The sequence below is a fragment of the Alicyclobacillus tolerans genome (genome assembly GCF_048984885.1).
Lineage (GTDB): Bacteria > Bacillota > Bacilli > Alicyclobacillales > Alicyclobacillaceae > Alicyclobacillus_I > Alicyclobacillus_I tolerans.
The window spans coordinates 1,617,912-1,637,993 of record NZ_JBMGNK010000002.1 but is presented as its reverse complement, the minus strand read 5'-3'; the positions used below and the strand labels follow the sequence as shown (position 1 = coordinate 1,637,993).

21 protein-coding genes are annotated in these 20,082 nt (G+C 47.6%); 4 read left to right on the top strand and 17 right to left on the bottom strand.

Annotated features, from left to right (window positions below):
- Positions 1 to 263 precede the first annotated feature (263 nt).
- The 8 genes from ACOJUR_RS08105 to ACOJUR_RS08070 form a co-directional block, all read right to left on the bottom strand.
- Positions 264 to 3,704: a DUF927 domain-containing protein gene (locus tag ACOJUR_RS08105; protein ID WP_420949680.1), complete on the bottom strand. Its 3,441-nt coding sequence runs from the start codon at positions 3,702 to 3,704 to the stop codon at positions 264 to 266.
- 21 nt (positions 3,705 to 3,725) lie between these two features.
- Positions 3,726 to 3,908 (bottom strand): hypothetical protein, encoded by a 183-nt coding sequence (locus tag ACOJUR_RS08100; protein ID WP_420949679.1) that lies wholly within the window; start codon positions 3,906 to 3,908, stop codon positions 3,726 to 3,728.
- On the bottom strand, positions 3,872 to 4,480 hold the full coding sequence (locus ACOJUR_RS08095) for a hypothetical protein (protein WP_420949678.1): 609 nt from the start codon (positions 4,478 to 4,480) through the stop codon (positions 3,872 to 3,874). The genes ACOJUR_RS08100 and ACOJUR_RS08095 overlap by 37 nt, the downstream gene beginning before the upstream one ends.
- On the bottom strand, positions 4,477 to 5,898 hold the full coding sequence (locus ACOJUR_RS08090; protein ID WP_420949677.1) for a DEAD/DEAH box helicase: 1,422 nt from the start codon (positions 5,896 to 5,898) through the stop codon (positions 4,477 to 4,479). Before ACOJUR_RS08090 ends, ACOJUR_RS08095 begins: the two co-directional genes overlap by 4 nt.
- Positions 5,899 to 6,289: 391 nt before the next feature.
- Positions 6,290 to 6,643 (bottom strand): hypothetical protein, encoded by a 354-nt coding sequence (locus ACOJUR_RS08085; RefSeq protein ID WP_420949676.1) that lies wholly within the window; start codon positions 6,641 to 6,643, stop codon positions 6,290 to 6,292.
- Between the two features lie 16 nt (positions 6,644 to 6,659).
- Positions 6,660 to 7,424: a hypothetical protein gene (locus ACOJUR_RS08080; protein WP_420949675.1), complete on the bottom strand. Its 765-nt coding sequence runs from the start codon at positions 7,422 to 7,424 to the stop codon at positions 6,660 to 6,662.
- A 74-nt stretch (positions 7,425 to 7,498) separates the two neighbouring features.
- A complete protein-coding gene (locus tag ACOJUR_RS08075; protein WP_420950525.1) occupies positions 7,499 to 8,368 on the bottom strand; it encodes a PD-(D/E)XK nuclease family protein in 870 nt (289 codons plus the stop codon).
- A gap of 97 nt (positions 8,369 to 8,465) precedes the next feature.
- Positions 8,466 to 8,678 (bottom strand): helix-turn-helix transcriptional regulator, encoded by a 213-nt coding sequence (locus ACOJUR_RS08070; RefSeq protein WP_072875195.1) that lies wholly within the window; start codon positions 8,676 to 8,678, stop codon positions 8,466 to 8,468.
- A 161-nt stretch (positions 8,679 to 8,839) separates the two neighbouring features.
- Between ACOJUR_RS08070 and ACOJUR_RS08065 the strand changes: the two genes are divergently transcribed.
- Genes ACOJUR_RS08065 through ACOJUR_RS08055 form a run of 3 tightly spaced genes read left to right on the top strand, consistent with a single transcriptional unit; the run spans position 8,840 to position 10,823 of the window.
- Positions 8,840 to 9,208: a helix-turn-helix domain-containing protein gene (locus ACOJUR_RS08065; RefSeq protein ID WP_072875194.1), complete on the top strand. Its 369-nt coding sequence runs from the start codon at positions 8,840 to 8,842 to the stop codon at positions 9,206 to 9,208.
- A 12-nt stretch (positions 9,209 to 9,220) separates the two neighbouring features.
- Positions 9,221 to 9,688 (top strand): ImmA/IrrE family metallo-endopeptidase, encoded by a 468-nt coding sequence (locus tag ACOJUR_RS08060; protein ID WP_072875193.1) that lies wholly within the window; start codon positions 9,221 to 9,223, stop codon positions 9,686 to 9,688.
- A gap of 19 nt (positions 9,689 to 9,707) precedes the next feature.
- On the top strand, positions 9,708 to 10,823 hold the full coding sequence (locus ACOJUR_RS08055) for a tyrosine-type recombinase/integrase (protein WP_203114273.1): 1,116 nt from the start codon (positions 9,708 to 9,710) through the stop codon (positions 10,821 to 10,823).
- A 129-nt stretch (positions 10,824 to 10,952) separates the two neighbouring features.
- Here ACOJUR_RS08055 and ACOJUR_RS08050 read toward each other — a convergent pair whose 3' ends face one another.
- A complete protein-coding gene (locus ACOJUR_RS08050) occupies positions 10,953 to 11,471 on the bottom strand; it encodes a hypothetical protein (RefSeq protein ID WP_420949674.1) in 519 nt (172 codons plus the stop codon).
- Between the two features lie 305 nt (positions 11,472 to 11,776).
- On the opposite strand from ACOJUR_RS08050, the gene ACOJUR_RS08045 reads away from it, so the two are divergent.
- Entirely contained in the window at positions 11,777 to 12,184 is a 408-nt protein-coding gene (locus ACOJUR_RS08045) for a TIGR02328 family protein (protein ID WP_420950524.1), read from the top strand.
- 271 nt (positions 12,185 to 12,455) lie between these two features.
- On the opposite strand, the gene ACOJUR_RS08040 is transcribed toward ACOJUR_RS08045, so the two are convergent.
- From ACOJUR_RS08040 to ACOJUR_RS08005, 8 genes are all read right to left on the bottom strand, one after another.
- The gene (locus tag ACOJUR_RS08040; RefSeq protein WP_420949673.1) at positions 12,456 to 12,962 is read right to left on the bottom strand and encodes a GNAT family N-acetyltransferase; all 507 of its coding nucleotides are present in this window, start codon (positions 12,960 to 12,962) and stop codon (positions 12,456 to 12,458) included.
- A 252-nt stretch (positions 12,963 to 13,214) separates the two neighbouring features.
- Positions 13,215 to 14,246, bottom strand: a complete 1,032-nt coding sequence (locus ACOJUR_RS08035; RefSeq protein ID WP_420949672.1) for a DUF2332 domain-containing protein — start codon at positions 14,244 to 14,246, stop codon at positions 13,215 to 13,217.
- Between the two features lie 336 nt (positions 14,247 to 14,582).
- On the bottom strand, positions 14,583 to 15,941 hold the full coding sequence (glnA, locus tag ACOJUR_RS08030; RefSeq protein WP_420949671.1) for a type I glutamate--ammonia ligase: 1,359 nt from the start codon (positions 15,939 to 15,941) through the stop codon (positions 14,583 to 14,585).
- 10 nt (positions 15,942 to 15,951) lie between these two features.
- The gene (locus ACOJUR_RS08025; protein WP_072875220.1) at positions 15,952 to 16,329 is read right to left on the bottom strand and encodes a MerR family transcriptional regulator; all 378 of its coding nucleotides are present in this window, start codon (positions 16,327 to 16,329) and stop codon (positions 15,952 to 15,954) included.
- Between the two features lie 99 nt (positions 16,330 to 16,428).
- On the bottom strand, positions 16,429 to 17,676 hold the full coding sequence (locus ACOJUR_RS08020) for a methionine gamma-lyase family protein (RefSeq protein WP_420949670.1): 1,248 nt from the start codon (positions 17,674 to 17,676) through the stop codon (positions 16,429 to 16,431).
- A gap of 122 nt (positions 17,677 to 17,798) precedes the next feature.
- Positions 17,799 to 18,407, bottom strand: coding sequence for a hypothetical protein (locus tag ACOJUR_RS08015; protein ID WP_072875218.1), 609 nt, complete (start codon positions 18,405 to 18,407; stop codon positions 17,799 to 17,801).
- Positions 18,388 to 19,008 carry a GTPase domain-containing protein gene (locus ACOJUR_RS08010; protein WP_072875217.1) on the bottom strand — a complete coding sequence of 207 codons (621 nt, stop codon included), beginning with the start codon at positions 19,006 to 19,008 and terminating at the stop codon, positions 18,388 to 18,390. Before ACOJUR_RS08010 ends, ACOJUR_RS08015 begins: the two co-directional genes overlap by 20 nt.
- Positions 19,005 to 19,979, bottom strand: coding sequence for an AAA family ATPase (locus ACOJUR_RS08005; RefSeq protein ID WP_420949669.1), 975 nt, complete (start codon positions 19,977 to 19,979; stop codon positions 19,005 to 19,007). Before ACOJUR_RS08005 ends, ACOJUR_RS08010 begins: the two co-directional genes overlap by 4 nt.
- Positions 19,980 to 20,082 lie beyond the last annotated feature (103 nt).

Sequence of the window (20,082 nt, the reverse complement as noted above, 5' to 3'; positions counted from 1 at the left end):
ATACCCCCTCAGATGCCGAGTCTACTTTTGGACGCCTCGCAAACCTCACAAAAAAACAGGCTCGGTCTCCTTCACCTGCCTGCTTTTTCTTCACACACCGCTGAATTCGGCTCTATTTTCGTCTCTGTCGCATTTTCGACGGCAGTCTAGTCCTCTTCCTGTCCGTACTCGAAAATGCGAATATCGGACAAATAGAGGCCGCAAATGCCGAGTCCACTTTTGACCAACTCACAAACCTCGCAAAAAAGCAGGCTCGGCTTCCTTCACCTGCCTGCTTTTTCTTCACACACCGCTGGATTCGTCTCTATTTTCGTCTCTGTCGCATTTTCGACGGCAGATTTTTTCAAACATATACAAAACACGGGGTTGCCTGCTATCTTCACTTGCTTTCTTTGACGATAGATTTCTTTGCCGCCACGGCGGCTTACCTGTCCCTCCAGCCATCCACGCTCCCACCACGCCTCTACAATTTCCTCAAACCGAAACCCGCGCTCTTCCATGAATTTTTCCAGCGCATTCGGCAAAAAAGCAATGTAATCCCAAAAATCCCCTGCTTTCCATTGACCAAGCCATCCTCCTGTCGGTGGTTCTCCGTTCTCGCGTCCTTCCATGCGGCCATAAAACCGATGGGGATTGGACGTAGCCAATTCAAGCGCCGCTTCTAATGCGTCCACTTCCCGAATCGGGTCTTCCGCCGCTTCTGTTGCCTGTGCGAACAAGTCAAAATCCACAGGTAGCATCTCCCACGGCAAGGGGCATCCCGCCTCAACAAATGCCGCGTGCGCCACTTCTCCTGCGGTCTGAATGGCCGCTACATACTGTGCGAGACGTTTGGCAACGGGGTCTTCTACGAGAGATTCGTAGCTTGCCTGAAGCTCTCTTGCCCGCATTCTCCATGTTTCCCAATCCGACCGATGAGCGCAGATATAGCGCAAAAAAAGCGGATAGGCATGTCCGTAGTGACGTTGCAACCCCTCCTGCAACTGCTGCACCAACTGGGCTGTTCGGGGGCTGGCTTCACCAAACGGCAACGTGTGCAGGTTCAACACACGTCCTCGGGTGCCGCCGTCCTTGCTGTAGGTGAGGATCGATGATTCCCCGGTAGAGAAGACGACCGTGCGCCAATGTGCGGTTACCGCCGCTCCTCTGACTTGCCCGCGACCCTTACCCTGACCACCTGCCAGTAAATACACCAGTTTGCCTAGTGCATTTTCGTTCAGTGCATCTTTCGTATCATCCAGAAACACCGGAATGTGACAAGATGCGGTACAAAGGCGCTCCAGACTCACCTGGGTCTGGTTCCACGTGCGAAGAAGTCCTCCGCCATCCCGCCTTGGCACCCCCGCTACACTGGCCGCAACTTTCAGCGCTGTTGTTTTTCCGCGACTGGTTCGTCCACTCAGGTCAATCACAAAGTTGGGACACTCCAGAATATCCAAAAGTGGCGGCACAAACGCCGCGTCAAACAGGACGCGAATGACTGGATAGCCCATAGCGGGGGCGAGTAGCCTTTGCCACTCGCGCACATCGCCTGCAGCGGTTAACGCTTGACAAAGCTGCTCATCTCCACCGCCTTCTGGGGCAAAGGAGACTTTTCGACCAGCAGAACCTGTATCAAAAAAATTTTCCCCGAGCAGAAAACCGTCCCGAAACCACCCCATGCGCGAAGCGATGCCTTTCCGTTCCAATCGATGACGGTTCGCCCGCTCGAATTCATTCAGAAAATCAATCACTTTGGAGGCATTGGTGCTGGTAACTCCCAGGTGATAGGCACTCAGTTTCAGGATTTTTCGAGTATCGCTCAAATCTCCTCTGGGGAGAGTTAATGTGAACCACGAAAACCCGTCATAAGCGGTTAGCTCGAACGCCGCTTCCGAGGTGGGCTCCATTGGCTCGAGCCGCGCGGAAACATAGATCGGCGTAGATATGATCAGTCTCTCCTCGTCCTCCGTCACCTTGTACACGCCATCACTTGAAACGATGTAACTGTCTGGACACACGAGCCATGGATCGGGCGCACCCGGGCAAAACTCCCCAACCAGATGAACGCGAGACTCACGACCTCTCCGACTCACAGTCTGCGCCGCAACCCCCGCTACCGAAATCCCCTCCCCGCCTGCCGCCAGTACCGTTGCCGCCTGCTCCATCTTGGCCCCGTAGGTTCGAACGAATCTCTGTAAATCTTTCAGGCTCAGTGTTGGGTCGGATTTCGTCAGCCGCTTCATCCAATATGCCGCTGCGATTTCACTTTTTTGCATTAATTGCGCCAAATGCGCAATAGCCCGATCCAGTACACCCGTACCCACATGACCGCTGGACAACTGCTGTTCCACGTCCTGAAGCACACGGACGATGGTGTCTTCTTCCACGGTTTCTTCGCCCGGAGAATCTGACGACTCTTCTGCCGTGTGCTCATGTTGGGGAACGCTCTCTCCTTCTTCGTACCGTTCGATCCACTGCCCCACTTGCGCGGCCTTCTCGGTCTCTCCCGCTTCGATCCACTCGGCAAGGAGCGTGTTCAGCGCTTCCCGTTCATACTGGAGAGCGCGACGAACCACCGTTTCATCGATATTCTCGCCCTGACGAATCTGGTCAACCGCAGAAGGCGCACCGAGCAACCGACCTTGTCCCACATGACGGCGCAACAAAAAGGCAGGAGTCCGATTTTCCGCAAAAAATGGGCAAGCTCGGCATTCGGGACGGGGTGCCGCCGCCTCGATGTCCTGGCAATGGACAGGAGCGCGAAAGTGTCGATCCGTGTAGTATTCCAGCGCCTTTTTCTCATCATATGTACTGCCTTCTTTTTGTCCATCCACCTGACACCAGGAGAGCCAAAGTGACGGATCGTCCGGAAGCACTGCACGCAGATTCGCTGCGAGCCTTCCCCATTCCGGCTCTGTGACGCGATCCGGTTGTGATACGTCCGCCATGCGTCGGAACCGGGCGCATACTTCCGTCATACGCTCCGCTTCCTCGCGAGAAAGCGGCAACCACCCTTCCGTCGTGGTGTTCCAAGCCCGTATCGGCTCTGGCTCTGTGTCCAGCCCAAACCGTGCCTCCAGTGTCTCGATGGCTTCTATGAAATCTGCAGGATGAATGACGCAGTGACTACTTTCCACGATTTCACAGAGCACCGGATCACCTTTCGTATGCCAGGTGCCAGGAATGCGCAGCACTCTCGCTGCGTCGGTGGCTGCCGTGTCGGCGCACAAAAGTCTCGCGAGACGCCGATTGAGCGCCACCCCTTCATCTCGATCTAGCGGTTCGGGATAACGAAAATAGATGTGTTTTCCTCCACCTCCGCCGCTTTGAACGATCAGTGTCGGTGTACATCCCATCGATGTGAAAAGTTTCAGTCGCTCCAGTCCGTCAGACAACCGTTCCGGTGAACCGTGATCGTCCAAATCCAGCCAAGCGCCGGGGATATGTGTCACATCCGCCGCTGTACCGGAAGCCTTGACGAGGGGGCACACCCCCGCATACCAACCGACATGAGGATGCAAGTGGGCATGCTGGCTCAAGTGTTCGATCACGCGATCTGCCGCCGATTCCGATGCAAGCACAAAAAGTCTTGCGGCAAACGCCGCCCTCTCATAGTCTCTGTGATGGGCAATGGGTCGAATCTCCACATATCCCTCAAAGTCCGCCCACCACAAGTCGGCAAAGCGTTTCAGTGCCTCTCGATCGATGGTCAACGGTCTCATGCCACGCACCCCTTGCTTTGTCTATCTTTGCTCGAGTTCACCAATGCGCCGTATGGCCGCATCAATCTGCTCTTTCGTCTGTGCCCACTGAAAGTGATTCCAAGCCACTTCCAGCGCGTGCTGTTTTTCCAGGATTTCCGCTAGATTGCGCACCGCCGCGCCAACGCCTACCGAAACTGCCTTTGCAGTGTTTGAACGATCCACGCCGCATCCTCCTGCCCTCGGGGATTGAGTTGCCAACCTTCTGAACCTTTCTCGAGTTTCACATGAGCTTGGTAGAGCTCTTCCAGTTGCCGAGTCTTTTCCGGGTCACTTTGGCATCGCGCCCGTAAAAAGCGCCAGAGCAATTCTTCCTGTTCGCTTCGCGCCGCCACATCCGTTTTGAGGACTTCTACCGCATCGGGAGACAGGATACGTAGCACCCCGTTCTCTACCCGCTCTCTCGCCCACGATCCATCGGGGAACGGGACAAAGGAGAGCATCTTTTGCCAGCGTTCCCAAAGCGGAAAGAGCCACCTCTCTACAAACGCTTTACCCTCTTCCCATGGCCGGGCCAAATGTTCTTTCCCGCTCCCTACTTCCATGCCTGTTTGTATCAAGGTGTCTTTCCACACACGAATCTCTGCGCACCGAAGCGCATGCAGCCAGTGTTCCATGCAAACTTGCTCTGTCTGGAGCCACGTTGAATCCGCAAAAAATTTGGGGCCAAGGCGAAAGATGACGCGCCACGGCGCGGCATCTTCGGGATGAAAAGTTTCGTAGGGGTCTGGCATCATCGCGCCGCCACCGCCTGGCTGTTTCGACGCTCCAGAATGGCTTGAGCCAAGTCACGCTTGCGGCGAAGGGATTGCATAATGTCCTCATCGACCGTGCCTGCTGCAACCAGATATTCATAATGGCAGGCACTCGATGTTTGTCCCAGGCGATGAATCCGATCCTGACTTTGCGCATGCCGCGCTTCGCTGTAATCGAGGCTGTAATACATCACCGTGTCGGCCCGATGCAGTGTCACGCCCTCGGCCACGGCTTGTATCTGACCGATGATGACGCGAAGGTCGGTGTCTCCCTGAAAATCCGCGACCATGCGTGTGCGATCCGAGGACGATGTGCGTCCATCAAGCACCGCAAAGGAAAATCCGAGACGATCCACGGCATCGGCAATCCCATCGATTTCATCGCGAAACCGCGCAAAAATCAACACTTTCCGCTTTGGGTCGGCGAGTAAATCAGAGAGTCGGTCGGAAAGCGACGCCAGTTTGGCATCATGCAGACGTTTTCCTTCCAAATATCCACCCGAAATCTGCGTGAGCCGAAGAAGCTGTGTCAAAACATTCGGCGCTGTGATGCTCTCTCCCGTTTCCAGTTCTGCGACCATCTCCGTCTCCAACTGCTCGTAGACGCGACGTACACTTCGCGGCAACTCCACGGGGACGACCCTTGCCATCTTTTCCGGTAGACTCGGTAGTTTTCCGGCAAACTGCCATCCTGACGTGGTGCGCTCATAAACCGACCAAGTCCCATCTGGGTCCTGGCGTTTTTGCATCACGATGCTTCGGCTATGGAAACGCTCCTCGAACTCCGCCATGTTCTTGTAGCCCGTAATCTGCTGGGGTATGTAGGGATTCACCACGCAAAAACGTTCTCGAAACCGCACAATGGATTCCCCAAATACGCCAGGATCGAGGAAACGGAAAAGGCCCGGCGCATCAATGGGACCGTTGGGGAGCGGCGTCCCTGATAAACCTAAACGCTTCGCGCCTATGCGTTTGGCCATCCGCGCGGCAGCTTTTCCATTCACCGTTTGCCAACCTTTCAATCGGTGGCACTCATCCGCGACGATGAGGTCGGGCCGAAAGGCGGTCAACGCCGCTTCGAGTTTCGCAATCGATTCGTAATTCGTGACGAGCACTCCACACTGCGTATCGCGAATCAGCCTCTCCCGTTTGGCCAGGCTCCCGTCCAACACATGCACAGGGAGCGCCAAGTCCCACTGCTTTGCCCCCAGTGGCCATACACCCAGCACGCTTTTCGGTGCGAACACAACGACTCTTTGTGCGCCTTTTTCACGGAGATACGAAAGCGTCACAGCCGTTTTCCCAAGCCCCGGATCGACGGCTAAGAGAACACCTGAGCAACACGACAAACGCGTTTTGACCCCTTCTAGCAAGCGTTGTTGATGTTCCATCAACTCCATGATGTGTCCACCCCCACAGTGACAGGCTCCGTCTCCGATTGCTTGCAAAACAGACAAACGGGCGACTTAGCGGTACTGGCGATTAAACTTTCACACCTGGCGCACACGGAAACCTGATACCGATGTTTTTCGTGATCCCGCCACTGTGTGCCATCCCAAAACAGCGTGTGATGCAGGCTCACCCGCTCTCGAAGGGGGTGGTGGCAATGCGGACACACCTGTCTGGATAAAGGCAACGGGTCTTCGGAGAGTTCAAAACCGTAGTACTCCTTGCAAAAAGCGCAAGAGAAAAGGTAGAAAAACTGCCTGGAAGCAATGTGATGAAAAAATGGAATGTTGTTTTTTTCGTGGCTTTTCGTTATAGTGAGGTTTGTCAATGCCCATACACCTTTCATTCATCCCGCGCCCCCACAGCGCGGGATGAGTTTTTTGTGTTCAAAAGTAGATGTGTTCCTGTCGATAGCAGGGCTTGGGCTTCATGGATTCCCACTGGGCGCGTCGCTTCTTGGCTTCCTCGATCTCCCGGTCTTCCTGCAAGGCCAAAAGCGTTCTGAGCACCAGCATGGCCAGTTCCGGGCGAGTGATGGATGTTTTCTCCCCCCGCGCCTTTTTGGCAGCACGTTCCCTTTCCCGGCGAGCCCGATCCAGTTCTTTGCAACACTCCCGACAGGTGTTGGACACCTTGCCCAGATGGAGTCGAAAGTACTTTTCTGTTGCGGGGAAGACGCCCCCACAACGACTGCAACACTTTTTCTCCACTTCTATTCACCTACAGCGACCGTTTCTGGTTTTTCTTGCTGAATCATCGCGTTCAAGGTCTCGGCCATCTCTTTGCTTCGTTTCAATCCTTGGATCAAGGCGAGTCCCGTGTAAACTTCCAGAGTTTCTGGCGTTTTAAGCACACCCCAAGAGCGCGATCCTTCGGTTTTGAGTTCCAGTGTCAGGCGGATTCGACGTCCGGAAAGCGGCTGACCCTTGCCCAGCACACTCGTCGCAAAATGATCCCAAACTTTATGCGAGGTAGGCGGCAAGTAGATGAGCGTGGGCACGCTTGCGCCATCCTCCAGAAAGTACAGGCGCCTTGTTTCCTTGCAAGCACGGCGGCGTTTCCCGGACTCATCGGCCACAAACTGGTTGAAGGGGCACGTTGCGCAGATGCGTTGTTCCACGATGCCGCCCTCCTCGGAAAACGCTGTTCCCTGTTTGCCGTCCAGACTGCGGCAAAGCAGTCGCGGATTTTCCTCATCTTCCCGATCAAAAAGTGCGCGATTCGTCTTCGCTTCAATGACGATCCCGGTGAGCTCTGATTTCAAGTCTCCGGCGTTGTCCTGCCAGTGTTTGCCGTTGATTTTGTAGCGCGGTAAAATCACCTTCGCGTCTTGAATTTCTTCCTTGACCGACTGACCGATACTTTCCGCATACTCTTCCAGTGTGATGCCGTGTTCCAGGAGTTCCTTCGCTGCCTCTTCCGTCAATCCCAGTCGTTCCAGTACTTTCGAGTCCCAAAGTTGTACATCGTTTGCCATGATCCATCGTCTCCCTTGTCACGCGTTATGAGTTGGTTGCGTTGCTTACGTTCTATCTTGGAAAGAGTGTGTGACTAACGAGCATTTTGCAGTTCATCATGAGACGTTTCACTTCGCGTGTATAAGCTTTGCCAGTTATCTTCCTGAAAACAAGCGGCATGGAATTCACAATCCGCGCAGGCGTGATAATTTTTCCGAAGCACCCCTCGCCTGCGTTCAAATCCCATGACTTGTGTGGCATGCCACAGTTGTGCCTGAAACTCAGCCCGTTGCTCAGGTGTTGGAAAAAGGAACGTCTCCACCACTTTGTCATTTGTGGCGAGAAACTCTTCCAACAGCCGTGCCTTGTACCCCTCAAGCGTCTCTCCCTTTTGGGGCTGCTTGCGTGTCTTTCCGATATAGCGCACCGCCGCGCCCTCGACTTGCAGGGCTTCACTGTACAGTGTGATCTGACGATTGCCCCCGTACTGTTCGATGAAGTGATCGTAAGTGACACCGCTGGTCTTGTACTCGAGCAGATAACGCTTCCCGTCTAAAAGGACGATACCGTCCGCTTTGCCTCCCAGAACATACGTGCGGCTTTTACTGCCGTTTTGCGGATTGACAATCGGCACCGTAAACTCCTGTTCAGCCGCCAGTAAGGGATAACGAGGAAAGACCCGCAGTGCTGCCCGCACATAAACTTCGATCCTTGCTTGCTCCAAAGCATACTTGTCGGTTTCTTCCGCAGAGAGATACGGCTCAAGGAAAGCAAAGTCGGAAAGAGCTGCATCCACTGCTGTCTCTTCTTCCGCTCCCAGATTCGCCGCCTCCATCCCGGCATGCACGGCTCTGCCGATCACGAGTGGCCAACGAATCCCTCGTGGACGTAGACGCTGTACATAATGGAAGTTAGCTTTGGTCGGGCACGTCTCCCACATAGACAAACGGCTTTGCGTTAAGATTTCCAGCTTTCTTCACCTCACATAGAATAAATTTGAAATTATGGAATGTATTTCTTCTGGTTGTCGACGTCGACGATAACTCGACAAAAAAGAGGTGTCAATCACTTTTTTGAAAGTTTTGCAACCACTGCATCAGTGCCCCCCGTTCGACACGATAGCAACGGGTAGAAAGTTTGATCAGCGGAAAATCTTTGCGGCGCATGAGGGTGTACGCCTGACTTTTGCTGATACCCAAGGTCTGAGCCACCCCCTTGCAATCCAAAAACGTTGCCGTCGAGTCGAAAGCATGCGTAGGTTCCAGACCGTTCATGCGTGATTCCCCCTTGGAAGTTTATCTCAGGTAAACGCGATTATATATCCGAAAATAGATATATCAAGTGTTATTTTGTGATATAAAAAGAAAAATTTATTTTGTTGCGTAATATATTTGTTTTGATTTAAGATAGAGAACAAGGAAGGAGGTGGATCTGTGTGGCGGGATTGGGCGAACGTTTGCGAAAAGCACGAAAAGCCAAGGGATTCAAGCAAACGGATGTTGCGGCCATTTTAGGGATGGGACAATCATCGCTTTCGGCGTATGAAAAAGAACAGCGAAATCCAGACCTGCCAACGCTCCAGAAGTTGGCAGAACTCTATGGTATCCAAGTGACGGATTTGCTGGCACCGGATCCCGTAGAACAAGAGAACCTTGGAGCGCCTTTGGAGCTGGACGATGTACTGCGCGAGGAGCGCTTGATGTTCCACGGCAAACCTTTGACCGAAGTCGAAAGAGAGAGAATTCGAGGCATCTTGATCGGTCTCTACTGGGATGCCATGAAAAGGGATGGAGAAAGGGGCTAAGGGATTGAGGGTATGGGGATTGCACAGAGAATTGGCCAAGCTGTAGAAAATGTCATTCAAACCTATCAGGAAACCGAACCGAAAGCATTGACCGAAAAAATGGGCATCGTATTGAAACGCGAACCTTTGCCCGAAGGGGTTCAAGGGTTGACGGCAACGTTGTTGGGTTATCCCTACATTGTGGTTCAAGCTGCCCTTCCAAAACAGAAAGAACGGTACGTGTTGGCTCATGAACTGGGACATCACGTCCTGCATCCATGCGCCAACTACTATTTTTTACGTCAAACCTATGCCTGGACCGACAAGTTGGAGTTTGAATCCGATCTCTTTGCAACGTTTCTCTTGGCACGTCACAGCTTTGCATCCTGGACGTTTCAAAGTCTCCATCAGGAAGCTGGACTTCCAAAGTATTTGGCGCTACGGGTTTTAGAATGTCCTGAAGCCTGTACGGTCTATGAGAAACTGCGTCAGGCGGTATAAAAAAGAAAGGTGAAAACGAGTGGCATTGACAGGTCGTGTGGTCAAACGAAACGAGAAATGGGCATATGTCATCAATCTTCCCCTCGATCCAAGGACGGGAAGATACCCACAAAAATGGAAGATGGGCTTCTCCACCAAAAAAGAAGCCCAGGAAGCTTTGCAAAAAGCACTTCTTGAAACCGACGAAATCGCTTTATGGACGAAAGACTTCACGCTCGCAGAGTACTTGGAACATTGGCTGGAAAAGTCTGTACGATTAAAAAATCGCCCATCTACCATGGCGACGTATGAACAAAGTGTACGCATCATCTCTCAGCATTTAGGTAAAATCAAGCTTCGAAAACTCCGGCCCCATCAAATCGAGGCGCTATATGAAAGATTGACTGAAGTTTACGAACCGAGCACGCTATACAAAATTCATCGCAATTTTCGCACGGCGCTAGGAAAGGCGGTGAAATGGGGTTATTTGAAAGAAAATCCGATGACCCGCGTGGACTCTCCAGCGAATCGAAAAAAAGAAAAAGCCGTACTTACCCCCGAACAGCTTCAACAATGTTTGAACTATCTCCAAGTCCATTCACCGGTTATCTATATGGCGGTGTTTCTAGCTGCCCATACCGGAATGAGACGGGGGGAAGTTGCCGGGCTTCAGTGGCGAGATGTGGACTTGGAAAGTCAAACGATCCGAGTGGAGCGAAGCCTTTCGGAAGTCAAGGGGAAAGTTTATATCAGTGAGCCTAAAACTACCAAAAGCTTGCGAACGATTGCTGTCAGCGAACAGGTACTAGAAGCGTTGAACGCATGGAAATCTCATCTGGAAGCCCAACTCCAAAGGCCCCTTCGTGAAGAAGACTGGGTGCTGGTCACGAAAAAAGGCACCCCCATCCAACCGAAACGATTTTCTGTTGATTTTAGAAACGCCGTCAAAAAATTAGATCTGCCACCTGTAACTTTCCACGGCCTTCGTCACACCCATGCAACGCTTTTGCTGATGGAAAAAGTTCCACTGAAAATTATTTCCGAACGCCTGGGCCACGCCTCCATCACGATTACAGCAGACACATATGCCCATGTGACGGAAAACATGCAACGAGAGGCGGTGGAAGCGTTGGATCGAATCTTCTCTACCAAGTAGTCTCTTTTGATAAAGAAGAGATTCGTTACTCATTCGTTACTGAAATGGTGAAATCGACAATGAGCTAACGGCTGAAAACCTGCGCCACAAAAGGGATTTTTGGCTTAATTCGGTTTCGCGGCAATCGGTTCATACTACACCATTCCATGTACATTGAATCCCAAAACTCTCAAGAACTTTACCAACGTACCAAATTGGAACATAAGTGGTATCTTTACTGCTATATGGATCGACACTAACAATCCCTGGAGTATTTTCAACAAGTGTATCATCTACATAGACATGAACAGGCTCATTCCCTGAATTGTTTACAGAATGATTAAGCTTATAGTATTTTTGAAAACTTGTTGGCAACTCCATATTCCAGTCCGATCCATTCCATTGACTAGTTACATCCCATTTTTGAATGGCATACATAACATACCAAATTGGCATATAAGTCGTGTAGTCACCACTGTTAGGATCCTTAGCTTGAATTCCCAACGGATCGACTACATATTTCCCGTTCATTTCAATTTCCATTTTATGCAACGGATATGGAGATGCTTTTACCACCGGTATTGAGGAACCTCCCAATACCAGAGCACCTGACGTAGCTAATGTGGAAATCGCTAACCATTTTTTTCGATTTTTCCATACTTTAAACACACTTTTTCCTCCTCTCAGTCCATGGGCACTTAACGAAAGAATTCCACCAACCAGTCGGATGGCCCATCAAATAGTCTGCCGAACGGTAGGTAGATTCTTATCTCTTTAAGACGAAATTTTACGGTAATATATATGTCAGAGTCTGTCGAAAAATGAATATTCTTATTTTTCATATAAATAGGTTTTTCATTACTTTTTTCGCATGATAAAGTATTGACTGTAATCCTCCAAATTTATTTGGTAATTTTGTATTACCATAAAACCATTTTATTTTTAGAAAACTATTTAATGATGAGGTGAGCATTTTGCGCTTATGGCACCAAACATTAATTACTCGCTTACCCCGTCAACAATTGCTGGGCCAGCATCGAGAATGCTGTGCGTTGCGTGGTAAAGGATGGATGAAACCGCATTCAACTGTTAACTATGTTTTTCAACATCCCATGGAATACTTGTTTCAGTATCATCAACTGGTTATCGAAGAGATGGAAAAAAGAGGTTACAATGTAGGACCTGAGTGGAAAAGACTACATTACCGCGGTAAACATCTTCCAGAGACAGTCGAATTAAGTTCAGAACATTTCACAACTTCCAATCCGATATATCCAGAGCATACCGATACCTATTTAAGAGAATGCCTTGACAATTTGTCGCAAAAAGGTATTTTTATAGATTTTCCAGAATCTCATCACTCTATAGACCGAGATTCATAATGAAAAATTTACAGAAAGGAACGATGAGTTATTTATCGCATCTCGTGATGCCGAATAAATGTTATTCAACATATATGATCCTATAAGATTCGTATTCATATGTGATTTCCTAATCTAAGTATTCCTTGAAAAATAAAGAAATACGATATATTCACTATATACCGCATATTTATTCGTATGAATGTGACGTCTTATCCTAGCATATTGCAACTTTTGATTGAAAATAACTATAAATTACAGGGTAGCCCAAATAGGCTACGCTCACTCCTTATCACCGCTTATCGATTTTCCAATAAATCATGTCTTCCACTTGAGATACTTTATTCATTCCAACTTTTTCCAAAACACGCACAGACGGTATGTTAGTGACTAGACACTTTGCAGTAACACAATCAACGCTGGGTTGACGAAAAGCCCATTCAATCAATGCCCGAGCCATCTCTGTAGCATATCCTTGTCCTTGGTACTTGGGGATGATATCATACCCCATTTCCACATTCCCGAATTCATCTGGTGAGGATTTGAAACCCATCGTTCCAATCAAAATAGCATCCGAAACATGGACAATCATGCCACTCCATTGTCCAATACTCGGATCTCGCTCGAGTTCTTCCAATGTCATTGGCAATACGAATTTTCGAACAGAATCGCTTGGAAAATCGTGAGGTACTTCAAGTCCTAGTATTTGGGACAATCTTGACTTATCTTCCATAGCTGCTAACACTAATTCTTGATTCCATGACACCATACGAAGACGTTTCGTTACTAAATTCGCCAATTATAGCTCCCCTTAACGGGGATTGAAAAACAACCAATCCCTTAGAATTTTTGATTGAGCACTGGACTTTATACAATATACATAGTCACACTCTTTTTATATAAGATAGATCGAAGTGTATTGCAATTTACAGTTATCTTTATTTAACTTTTACTTTAATTTAGAAAATTTTTCTCAAAAAAGTCGAATGTCTTTTACAAAGCTTCACCAATTGCAACTTGAAAAGACAACTACCTTATATGATATGCGAAACTAGATGTTTACGACCCAATCAAACCAACGTCCATGCCCATCTGTTAACGCAATGATTTCATTAAATTCTTCACCTTTTATATAATAGTCCAGATGTAATTTCCCTAAATCAGAAATATTGTTGTAAAGATGGAATACATCTCTCATAGCACCTATTGATTTGACATGATCTATTAATTGTGTCTTTAGTTCATTTGGCATTTGATTAGCTACGTGTGTGTGAAAAATACATACAGTTGAATCTTGAGATATTTGTTCAACAATCTTAGGTAGTAATGAAACCCCGTCTCCTTCAATCAAATTTACAGGATTTTTATTCAATAGTTGAGCTGCCTTTTCAAATAACTCCAACCGTTCTTTATGTTCTGGCCAAATCAATGATTTGAGCCATAAGTAATCATGATGATTGGATAAATCAATCACATGCAGATCGATTCCAATTTTTGTATAAACCGGAGGGCTGATTGGAGGGAATTGCGGAATATTCCCATTTCTCAATTCCGCAGTTAAGTGCACACCCGAGTTTTGTTCTCCGTACGTGTCATCAGTTCCATATGAATAGCTGTATTTGTCCCATAATAGTTGTAGTCCTGCACTTGTACCTATTTCGATAAGGGATAGGGGTTTATGCACCTTGTTATAGATGTAAGAGAAGCTTGGGTATAAATAAGTGCAGCGTCTAATTTCATTGGTTTGAACCAAACGACTCTGAAGAAGTTCGATAATTTCATTTTGGTGTTGCATACAGAAATCCTTAAACGAAGGGAACACCTTCTCCACGGGAAGAGGATTCACTGTGATACTTGGATAAAACTCTTTTAATTCGTGATCAATTCCTGATAAAAGAAGATAATGGACAGAAGCCAATAACAAATTAGGAACTGGTTGCCCTTGCTTACAATGAGAACTCAATTCAAGTAATTCATTATCCTTTGAAATCTCTATAGCTAAAAATTCATACAACCTACTGGAATCAGAACACTCCAGTTCAGCAAACCTCTTAAATCTCTCCGACAAAAGAGCAGTATCCATACAATAAGCTCCTCCAATTGAAAATAGGATATGATATGAAATGAAATGAACTGATATTGATACGAAATATCCATAAAAATCACGAGTTATGATGTTTGATAAGGTCCGACATTTTCCCTATTTTTAATTTTAATAGAATTGAAAATTTTTCAATAAAAGAAAATTCCAGGAGGCTGGTTAAACGCACTCCTGGAAACGGACAAAATTTATTCTCTCATATCCACTCCAGACTTTACCGACTTGTCATCTCACAAACATGCGTTGGAAAAATCAGTAGCAGGAATGGCGTGGAGCAAGTCTCTTTTTCCACGTCCAGTTTTTAATCTACAATCTGCATTAATAGTTCAACAGATATTGTTCCCGTTCCCACTCAGTAACCTGCATACGATACATACTCCATTCAATACGCTTGGCTTCAATGAAATGATGGAAAACGTGATCGCCTAAAGCTTCTCTTAAAACAGAATCCTTGGCCAGGACTTCTATGGCTTCACCAAGCGAACCAGGTAAGCTTTGAATGCCAGCAGCGATTTTTTCTTCTTCTGTCATAATATAGATATTTCTATTGACGGGTAGAGCTAATGGCAATTTTTTCTCAATACCATCTAACCCTGAAGCTAACATAACCGCTAATGCCAAATACGGATTACAGGAAGGATCGGGACTGCGCAGTTCAATACGCGTACTAGAACCACGCGCTGCCGGAACACGAACTAAAGGAGAGCGGTTTTTGGCCGACCATGCCACGTAGCTAGGCGCTTCGTAGCCTGGCACCAGTCGCTTATAGGAATTTACCGTCGGATTACAAATTGCTGTGAACGCTTGCGCGTGTTGCATCAATCCAGCCAAATAATGTTTGGCTATTTCACTTAAGCCAAGTTCATCTGTTTCATCATAAAACGCGTTTTGCTGATTGCGAAATAACGATTGGTGACAATGCATGCCAGAACCATTGATTCCGTACACCGGCTTTGGCATGAACGTGGCATGAAGTCCGTACTGTCGAGCAATCGTCTTTACCACTAGACGAAATGTAGCAATATTATCTGCCGCTTCAAGCGCATCCGCATATTTAAAATCAATTTCATGCTGTCCAGGAGCCACTTCATGATGAGACGCTTCAATTTCAAAACCCATAGCTTCCAGTGTCAGGACAATTTCTCTACGACAGTTTTCACCCAGATCGAGCGGAGCCCAATCAAAGTATCCACCTTCGTCATTGACTTCTTGAGTTGGCCGACCTTCAGCGTCAAGCTTAAAGAGGAAAAATTCCGGTTCCGGTCCAACATTAAATGCAGAAAATCCAGCTTGACGAGCACGCTCCATCACCCGTTTAAGCACAATTCGAGGATCGCCTTCAAACGCTTGACCGCCTGGCAGATAAATATCACAAATTAAGCGCGCGACTTTTCCTTGACTGGAGTCCCAAGGAAAGACCAACCACGTGGAACGATCAGGCACTAAATACATATCTGATTCTTCAATTCGCACAAAGCCTTCAATCGATGAACCATCAAACATAATCTTATTGTCCAGCGCCTTAGCCAATTGATCGACTGGAATTTCTACGTTTTTAATAATTCCGAGCAAATCTGTAAACTGTAAGCGAACATAACGTACATTCATTTCTTCAGCTAGCGCCAAAATTTCTTCTTTTGTCCGTTCCTTGCGCAAGTCATCACACCCTTGAGTCATTTTTTCATTCTTAACGTTTCCGATAAAAACGCGATAAATCACCTAAAAAGAGTGACTGAGCACTGGCGCTGCGGCCTTCGAGCAACTCTCGCTGGATTTGCTGGTAAACTTCTTCATCCGATAAATCACGGACAGTTTTTGAAAGGACGTTTTCCTTCATCCGCTTGCGAATGGTGTGTAAACTTTCCCCATTTTCCATCCACTGTCTAATGGTCATGAGACGTTCGACATCGACAAAAGAAAATTGCCGTTGTTTTCCTTCTGACCTTTTAGGAGAGATTAGACCCTGCTCTTCATAATACCGAATCTGCCGCGCGCTCAAACCTGTCAGCTTTTGTACGGTACCAATGGAGAAGAGAGGCAAGTGCCGACGCTCTTCCAGATCCACGGTACGCCCCTCCCTCACTCTGGATTAATCTTATCTTACTCAAAGACAAGCTACAGGTAAATGAAAATGTAAAGTTTTCTGACTTCATCTACAAGATTTTTAGATCTGAGAGTGACGTAAGTGAGCAAGCACCTGCGTGAGACGTAAAACTGCCCAAAAACCTTGTTCGTAAGTCAGTCCACCTTGAAGATAGGCACGATACGGAGGACGCAAAGGAGCATCGGCAGAAAGTTCAATGGATGACCCTTGAATAAAAGTCCCGGCTGCCATCAAAACAGGCGTGTCATAACCAGCCATATCACCGAATTCTGGAACAGCAAAAGAATCTACTGGCGCACTTGATTGGATGGCAGTCGCAAATGCCGCTACTTCTTGGCGCGAATGAAATTCAATTTCTAAGACAATATCCGCACGCGTCTCATGCGCTAAAGGAGAAACTCGATAACCAAGTTCATGCAAAGCATGACTTGCAAGTACAGATATTTTTAAAGCTTGACAGACAATATGAGGCGCAAGAAATAAACCTTGATACATAGAGCGCAAATAACCTTCTGTTGCTCCTAACTCCGCACCAATTCCGGGAGCATAGAGTGAAACCGCCGCGGCATCTACAATCGATTTCTTGCCCACAATATATCCGCCTGATGATACAAGTCCGCCACCAGGATTTTTAATAAGCGATCCGGCAGCAAAATCTGCACCAACGGCTGTAACTTCCTCAACTTCAACAAATTCTCCGTAACAATTATCTACACCTAACCACACGTCAGGTCGTAATGTTTTCACAAGAGAGAAAACGCCTGCGAGCTTGTCCAAAGAGAGCGCAGGCCGAGAACTGTAGCCACGGGATTTTTGAAACATGACCAGACGAGTGTTGGGTCGCAAAGCTTGAATGATTTGTTCTGTCTGCGGCATACCTGTACCATCAAGCTCGACAACACTACTCTCTATTCCCCACTCGCGCAAACTACCTGGAGATTCGCGTAAACCTACCACAGCTTGCAGGGTGTCGTAAGGTTGTCCAGTGGCAAACAAAACGTGATCGCCCGGACGACAAAGCGCAAAAAGAGAGGTAGAAAGCGCGTGCGTCCCAGAAACAAACTGTGGTCGAACCAATGCTGCCTCTGCAGCAAAGACACGCGCGAAGATACGTTCCAATTTTTCACGACCAGCATCGTCTATTCCGTATCCATTTGAACCTAACAGGTCACTTGTCGATACACGTTCTTCTGCAAAGGCGTCCATTACCCGTTTCTGTATATGAAGAGCATTTTGCTCTAGACGACGAAAAATTGGTTCTACTTCTAACTGCCTTGCTTGTAGCCATTGAAAATCGATGAAAGACATACAAATAGTTCTCCTTTATAGAAGATAACTGAGTCATCGAAAAATGAAGAATGACTGTAGTCGAGCGACCAATCAGCGGTATAGCACTGACCGACATTGTAACACAAAGCGCTTAACAGCATTTAAAAGCTGATGTGCCAATCCTCGAGACGATCTGTTGTCCACTCAGCAATAGCCGTCCAGAAAGAAAGAGCTACTAGAAAAGAAATGGTATATCGGCTTGATATCCAAAACGAAGAACCGAGTGCCAAAACACCGCCAAGCATCAGTAAGGGAATACCTAAACGGCGAGAAAGCGTGTCTTCTATGAGCCAATGGTCCTGGTGATATTGTAAAAGAGAGAGCATACACTCTAAAAATATCGCCATGACTATGCCCCAAACGGCCAACCATGTCCCAACAAATAGTAAGGAACACAACCACATAACGACGATCAAAGAAAATTTACTCAACAATTGACGCCTGGAAATCGGAAGGCTCAACGGAAAAAAACGTAATGCTGAAACTCCAAAAAACATTGCTAGCGCCACATGCGCTTGCCAAGCGCCGGCAATTAACAAACAAAGACCTGTAAATGGGAGCACATGCCGTCCGATTTTCGCGGCCAATGTACGTTCTCCACGTCCCAGCACTTGCTCGGCTTTGAATACATCATCCATCATCTGCAAACTCCAGATAACAAGCAGCAATGAAAGAGTTGGGCGCAAAAAATCAAGCCAGTCTCCAGACATGCTGTTTTACCTCATCAATCGCTTTGTCTTCTGTCCCCTGTAGAAACACTACTGGAATTTTTCCTAATGATTTACGAATATCGCGCTTCTTCCATTTAACTTTCAGTAGTTCGGTCTTCGTCATCACTATGAGATAAGCGCGTCGTGATTTTGCGTATTCATACAGTTCTAAATCGACACCTTCTAGTTGTAAATGAAGACCACTTGCTTCTTTCTCTGAATGATAGATTGACCGTTGTGGCCGCAAAGCCCTTGTTGCATCTATAACATGAATGATAATTTCAGCTTGAAGCAGCAAACGCAAAGTATGGGCCAACGACTCACGACGCACACCTTCTAGTTCCGGATCATCCACCAGTGATTGCGTATCTCGCAGAATCCAGCGTTTTTGCAGAAAGCCCTTTTTAAGCGTTAACTCCATCGGCTCCATTTGCTCAGATGCGTGTTCCTGCAACCATCTCTGCTGCTCGGAAGTTGCCCTTATTGGATATGGATGAGATACTCTACGACTCTCTGCCGTTTTAGCCAATGCCCTGCAGAGTGAAGTCTTTCCGGAACGAGCTTTGCCTACCACAACCACTTCTGAACATGGGCGATTCAAAAAACATCCTCCTCCCGGAAATCTTCGGCTCTTAAAGTCATTAATTCCTCTCTGGAAACACGAGATCGCTGAAACAATCGCGATGCCTGATGACGGATCGCTTTCTCTATCAAATTGCGCACAAAACGGGCGTTACTAAACTCTCGAGAAGCATCCAGAAGCGCTTGTTGAATTTTTCTTCGTAAAATAAATTCAGCATCCGGTGCTAGTTTGTATTGATGTTCTTGTGCTGTTTGCCTGGCAATCGCAATCAGAGAAGAGAGCGTGTAGTCCGGAAAATGCAAATGAATGGGAAAACGACTGGGTAAGCCAGGATTTGTACTCAAAAAATATTTCATCTCATTCTCATAACCAGCAATAATCGCTACAAATTGATTGCGATAATCTTCTATTCCCTTGACTAAACAATCAATCGCTTCCCGGCCAAAATCTTTGTTTCCACCACGTGCTAAAGAATACGCTTCATCAATAAAGAGCACTCCACCAAGCGCCCGCTGTATACTCTCCCTCGTTTTTTGCGCTGTGTGGCCTATATACTCGCCGACTAAATCGGCACGCTCTACTTCGACCAAATGACCCTTCTCAAGCAATCCGCAGTCTCGAAACATTTCAGCAATTAATCTTGCAACTGTGGTTTTTCCTGTCCCCGGGTTGCCTGAGAAGACCATATGCAAGACCAACGGATCGGTTTTAAGCCGAGCCAGCCGACGTTGTTCCTGAATATAAACATGGGCAAAGATTTGTCGGACCATCTCCTTAACTCCATCCAGACCAACAAGACTATCCATTCTAGAAATAATCTGCAGCAAGCGTTCCCTGGTCATATGCATGGTACTGTTTACTTCATCAGTTCTGTATTTGCCCGATAATCTAGATAGCGCTTCGCCAACTGCCATATTACTTTGTTCAAATTCATCAATGACTCTGTACTGCGTAGGGCGTACTTGATTCCATCTGTTTTTGGAGGGCACCCGTTGTCACCTCAAATCATCTCAGCGCTGGTACTGAGGTAGCCTATGCTTCATTCGCGATTTGGGTGAATGCCTAGAAGACGAACTGAAGAAACAAAACAAA

Excerpts from the sequence above, each read along its gene's own strand:
- ACOJUR_RS08105 (WP_420949680.1), bottom strand. The coding sequence starts at position 3,704 with ATGAGACCGTTGACCATCGATCGAGAGGCACTGAAACGCTTTGCCGAC.
- ACOJUR_RS08095 (WP_420949678.1), bottom strand. The coding sequence starts at position 4,480 with ATGATGCCAGACCCCTACGAAACTTTTCATCCCGAAGATGCCGCGCCG.
- ACOJUR_RS08090 (WP_420949677.1), bottom strand. The coding sequence starts at position 5,898 with ATGGAGTTGATGGAACATCAACAACGCTTGCTAGAAGGGGTCAAAACG.
- ACOJUR_RS08080 (WP_420949675.1), bottom strand. The coding sequence starts at position 7,424 with ATGGCAAACGATGTACAACTTTGGGACTCGAAAGTACTGGAACGACTG.
- ACOJUR_RS08070 (WP_072875195.1), bottom strand. The coding sequence starts at position 8,678 with ATGAACGGTCTGGAACCTACGCATGCTTTCGACTCGACGGCAACGTTT.
- ACOJUR_RS08060 (WP_072875193.1), top strand. The coding sequence starts at position 9,221 with ATGGGGATTGCACAGAGAATTGGCCAAGCTGTAGAAAATGTCATTCAA.
- ACOJUR_RS08035 (WP_420949672.1), bottom strand. The coding sequence starts at position 14,246 with ATGGATACTGCTCTTTTGTCGGAGAGATTTAAGAGGTTTGCTGAACTG.
- glnA (WP_420949671.1), bottom strand. The coding sequence starts at position 15,941 with ATGACTCAAGGGTGTGATGACTTGCGCAAGGAACGGACAAAAGAAGAA.
- ACOJUR_RS08020 (WP_420949670.1), bottom strand. The coding sequence starts at position 17,676 with ATGTCTTTCATCGATTTTCAATGGCTACAAGCAAGGCAGTTAGAAGTA.
- ACOJUR_RS08015 (WP_072875218.1), bottom strand. The coding sequence starts at position 18,407 with ATGTCTGGAGACTGGCTTGATTTTTTGCGCCCAACTCTTTCATTGCTG.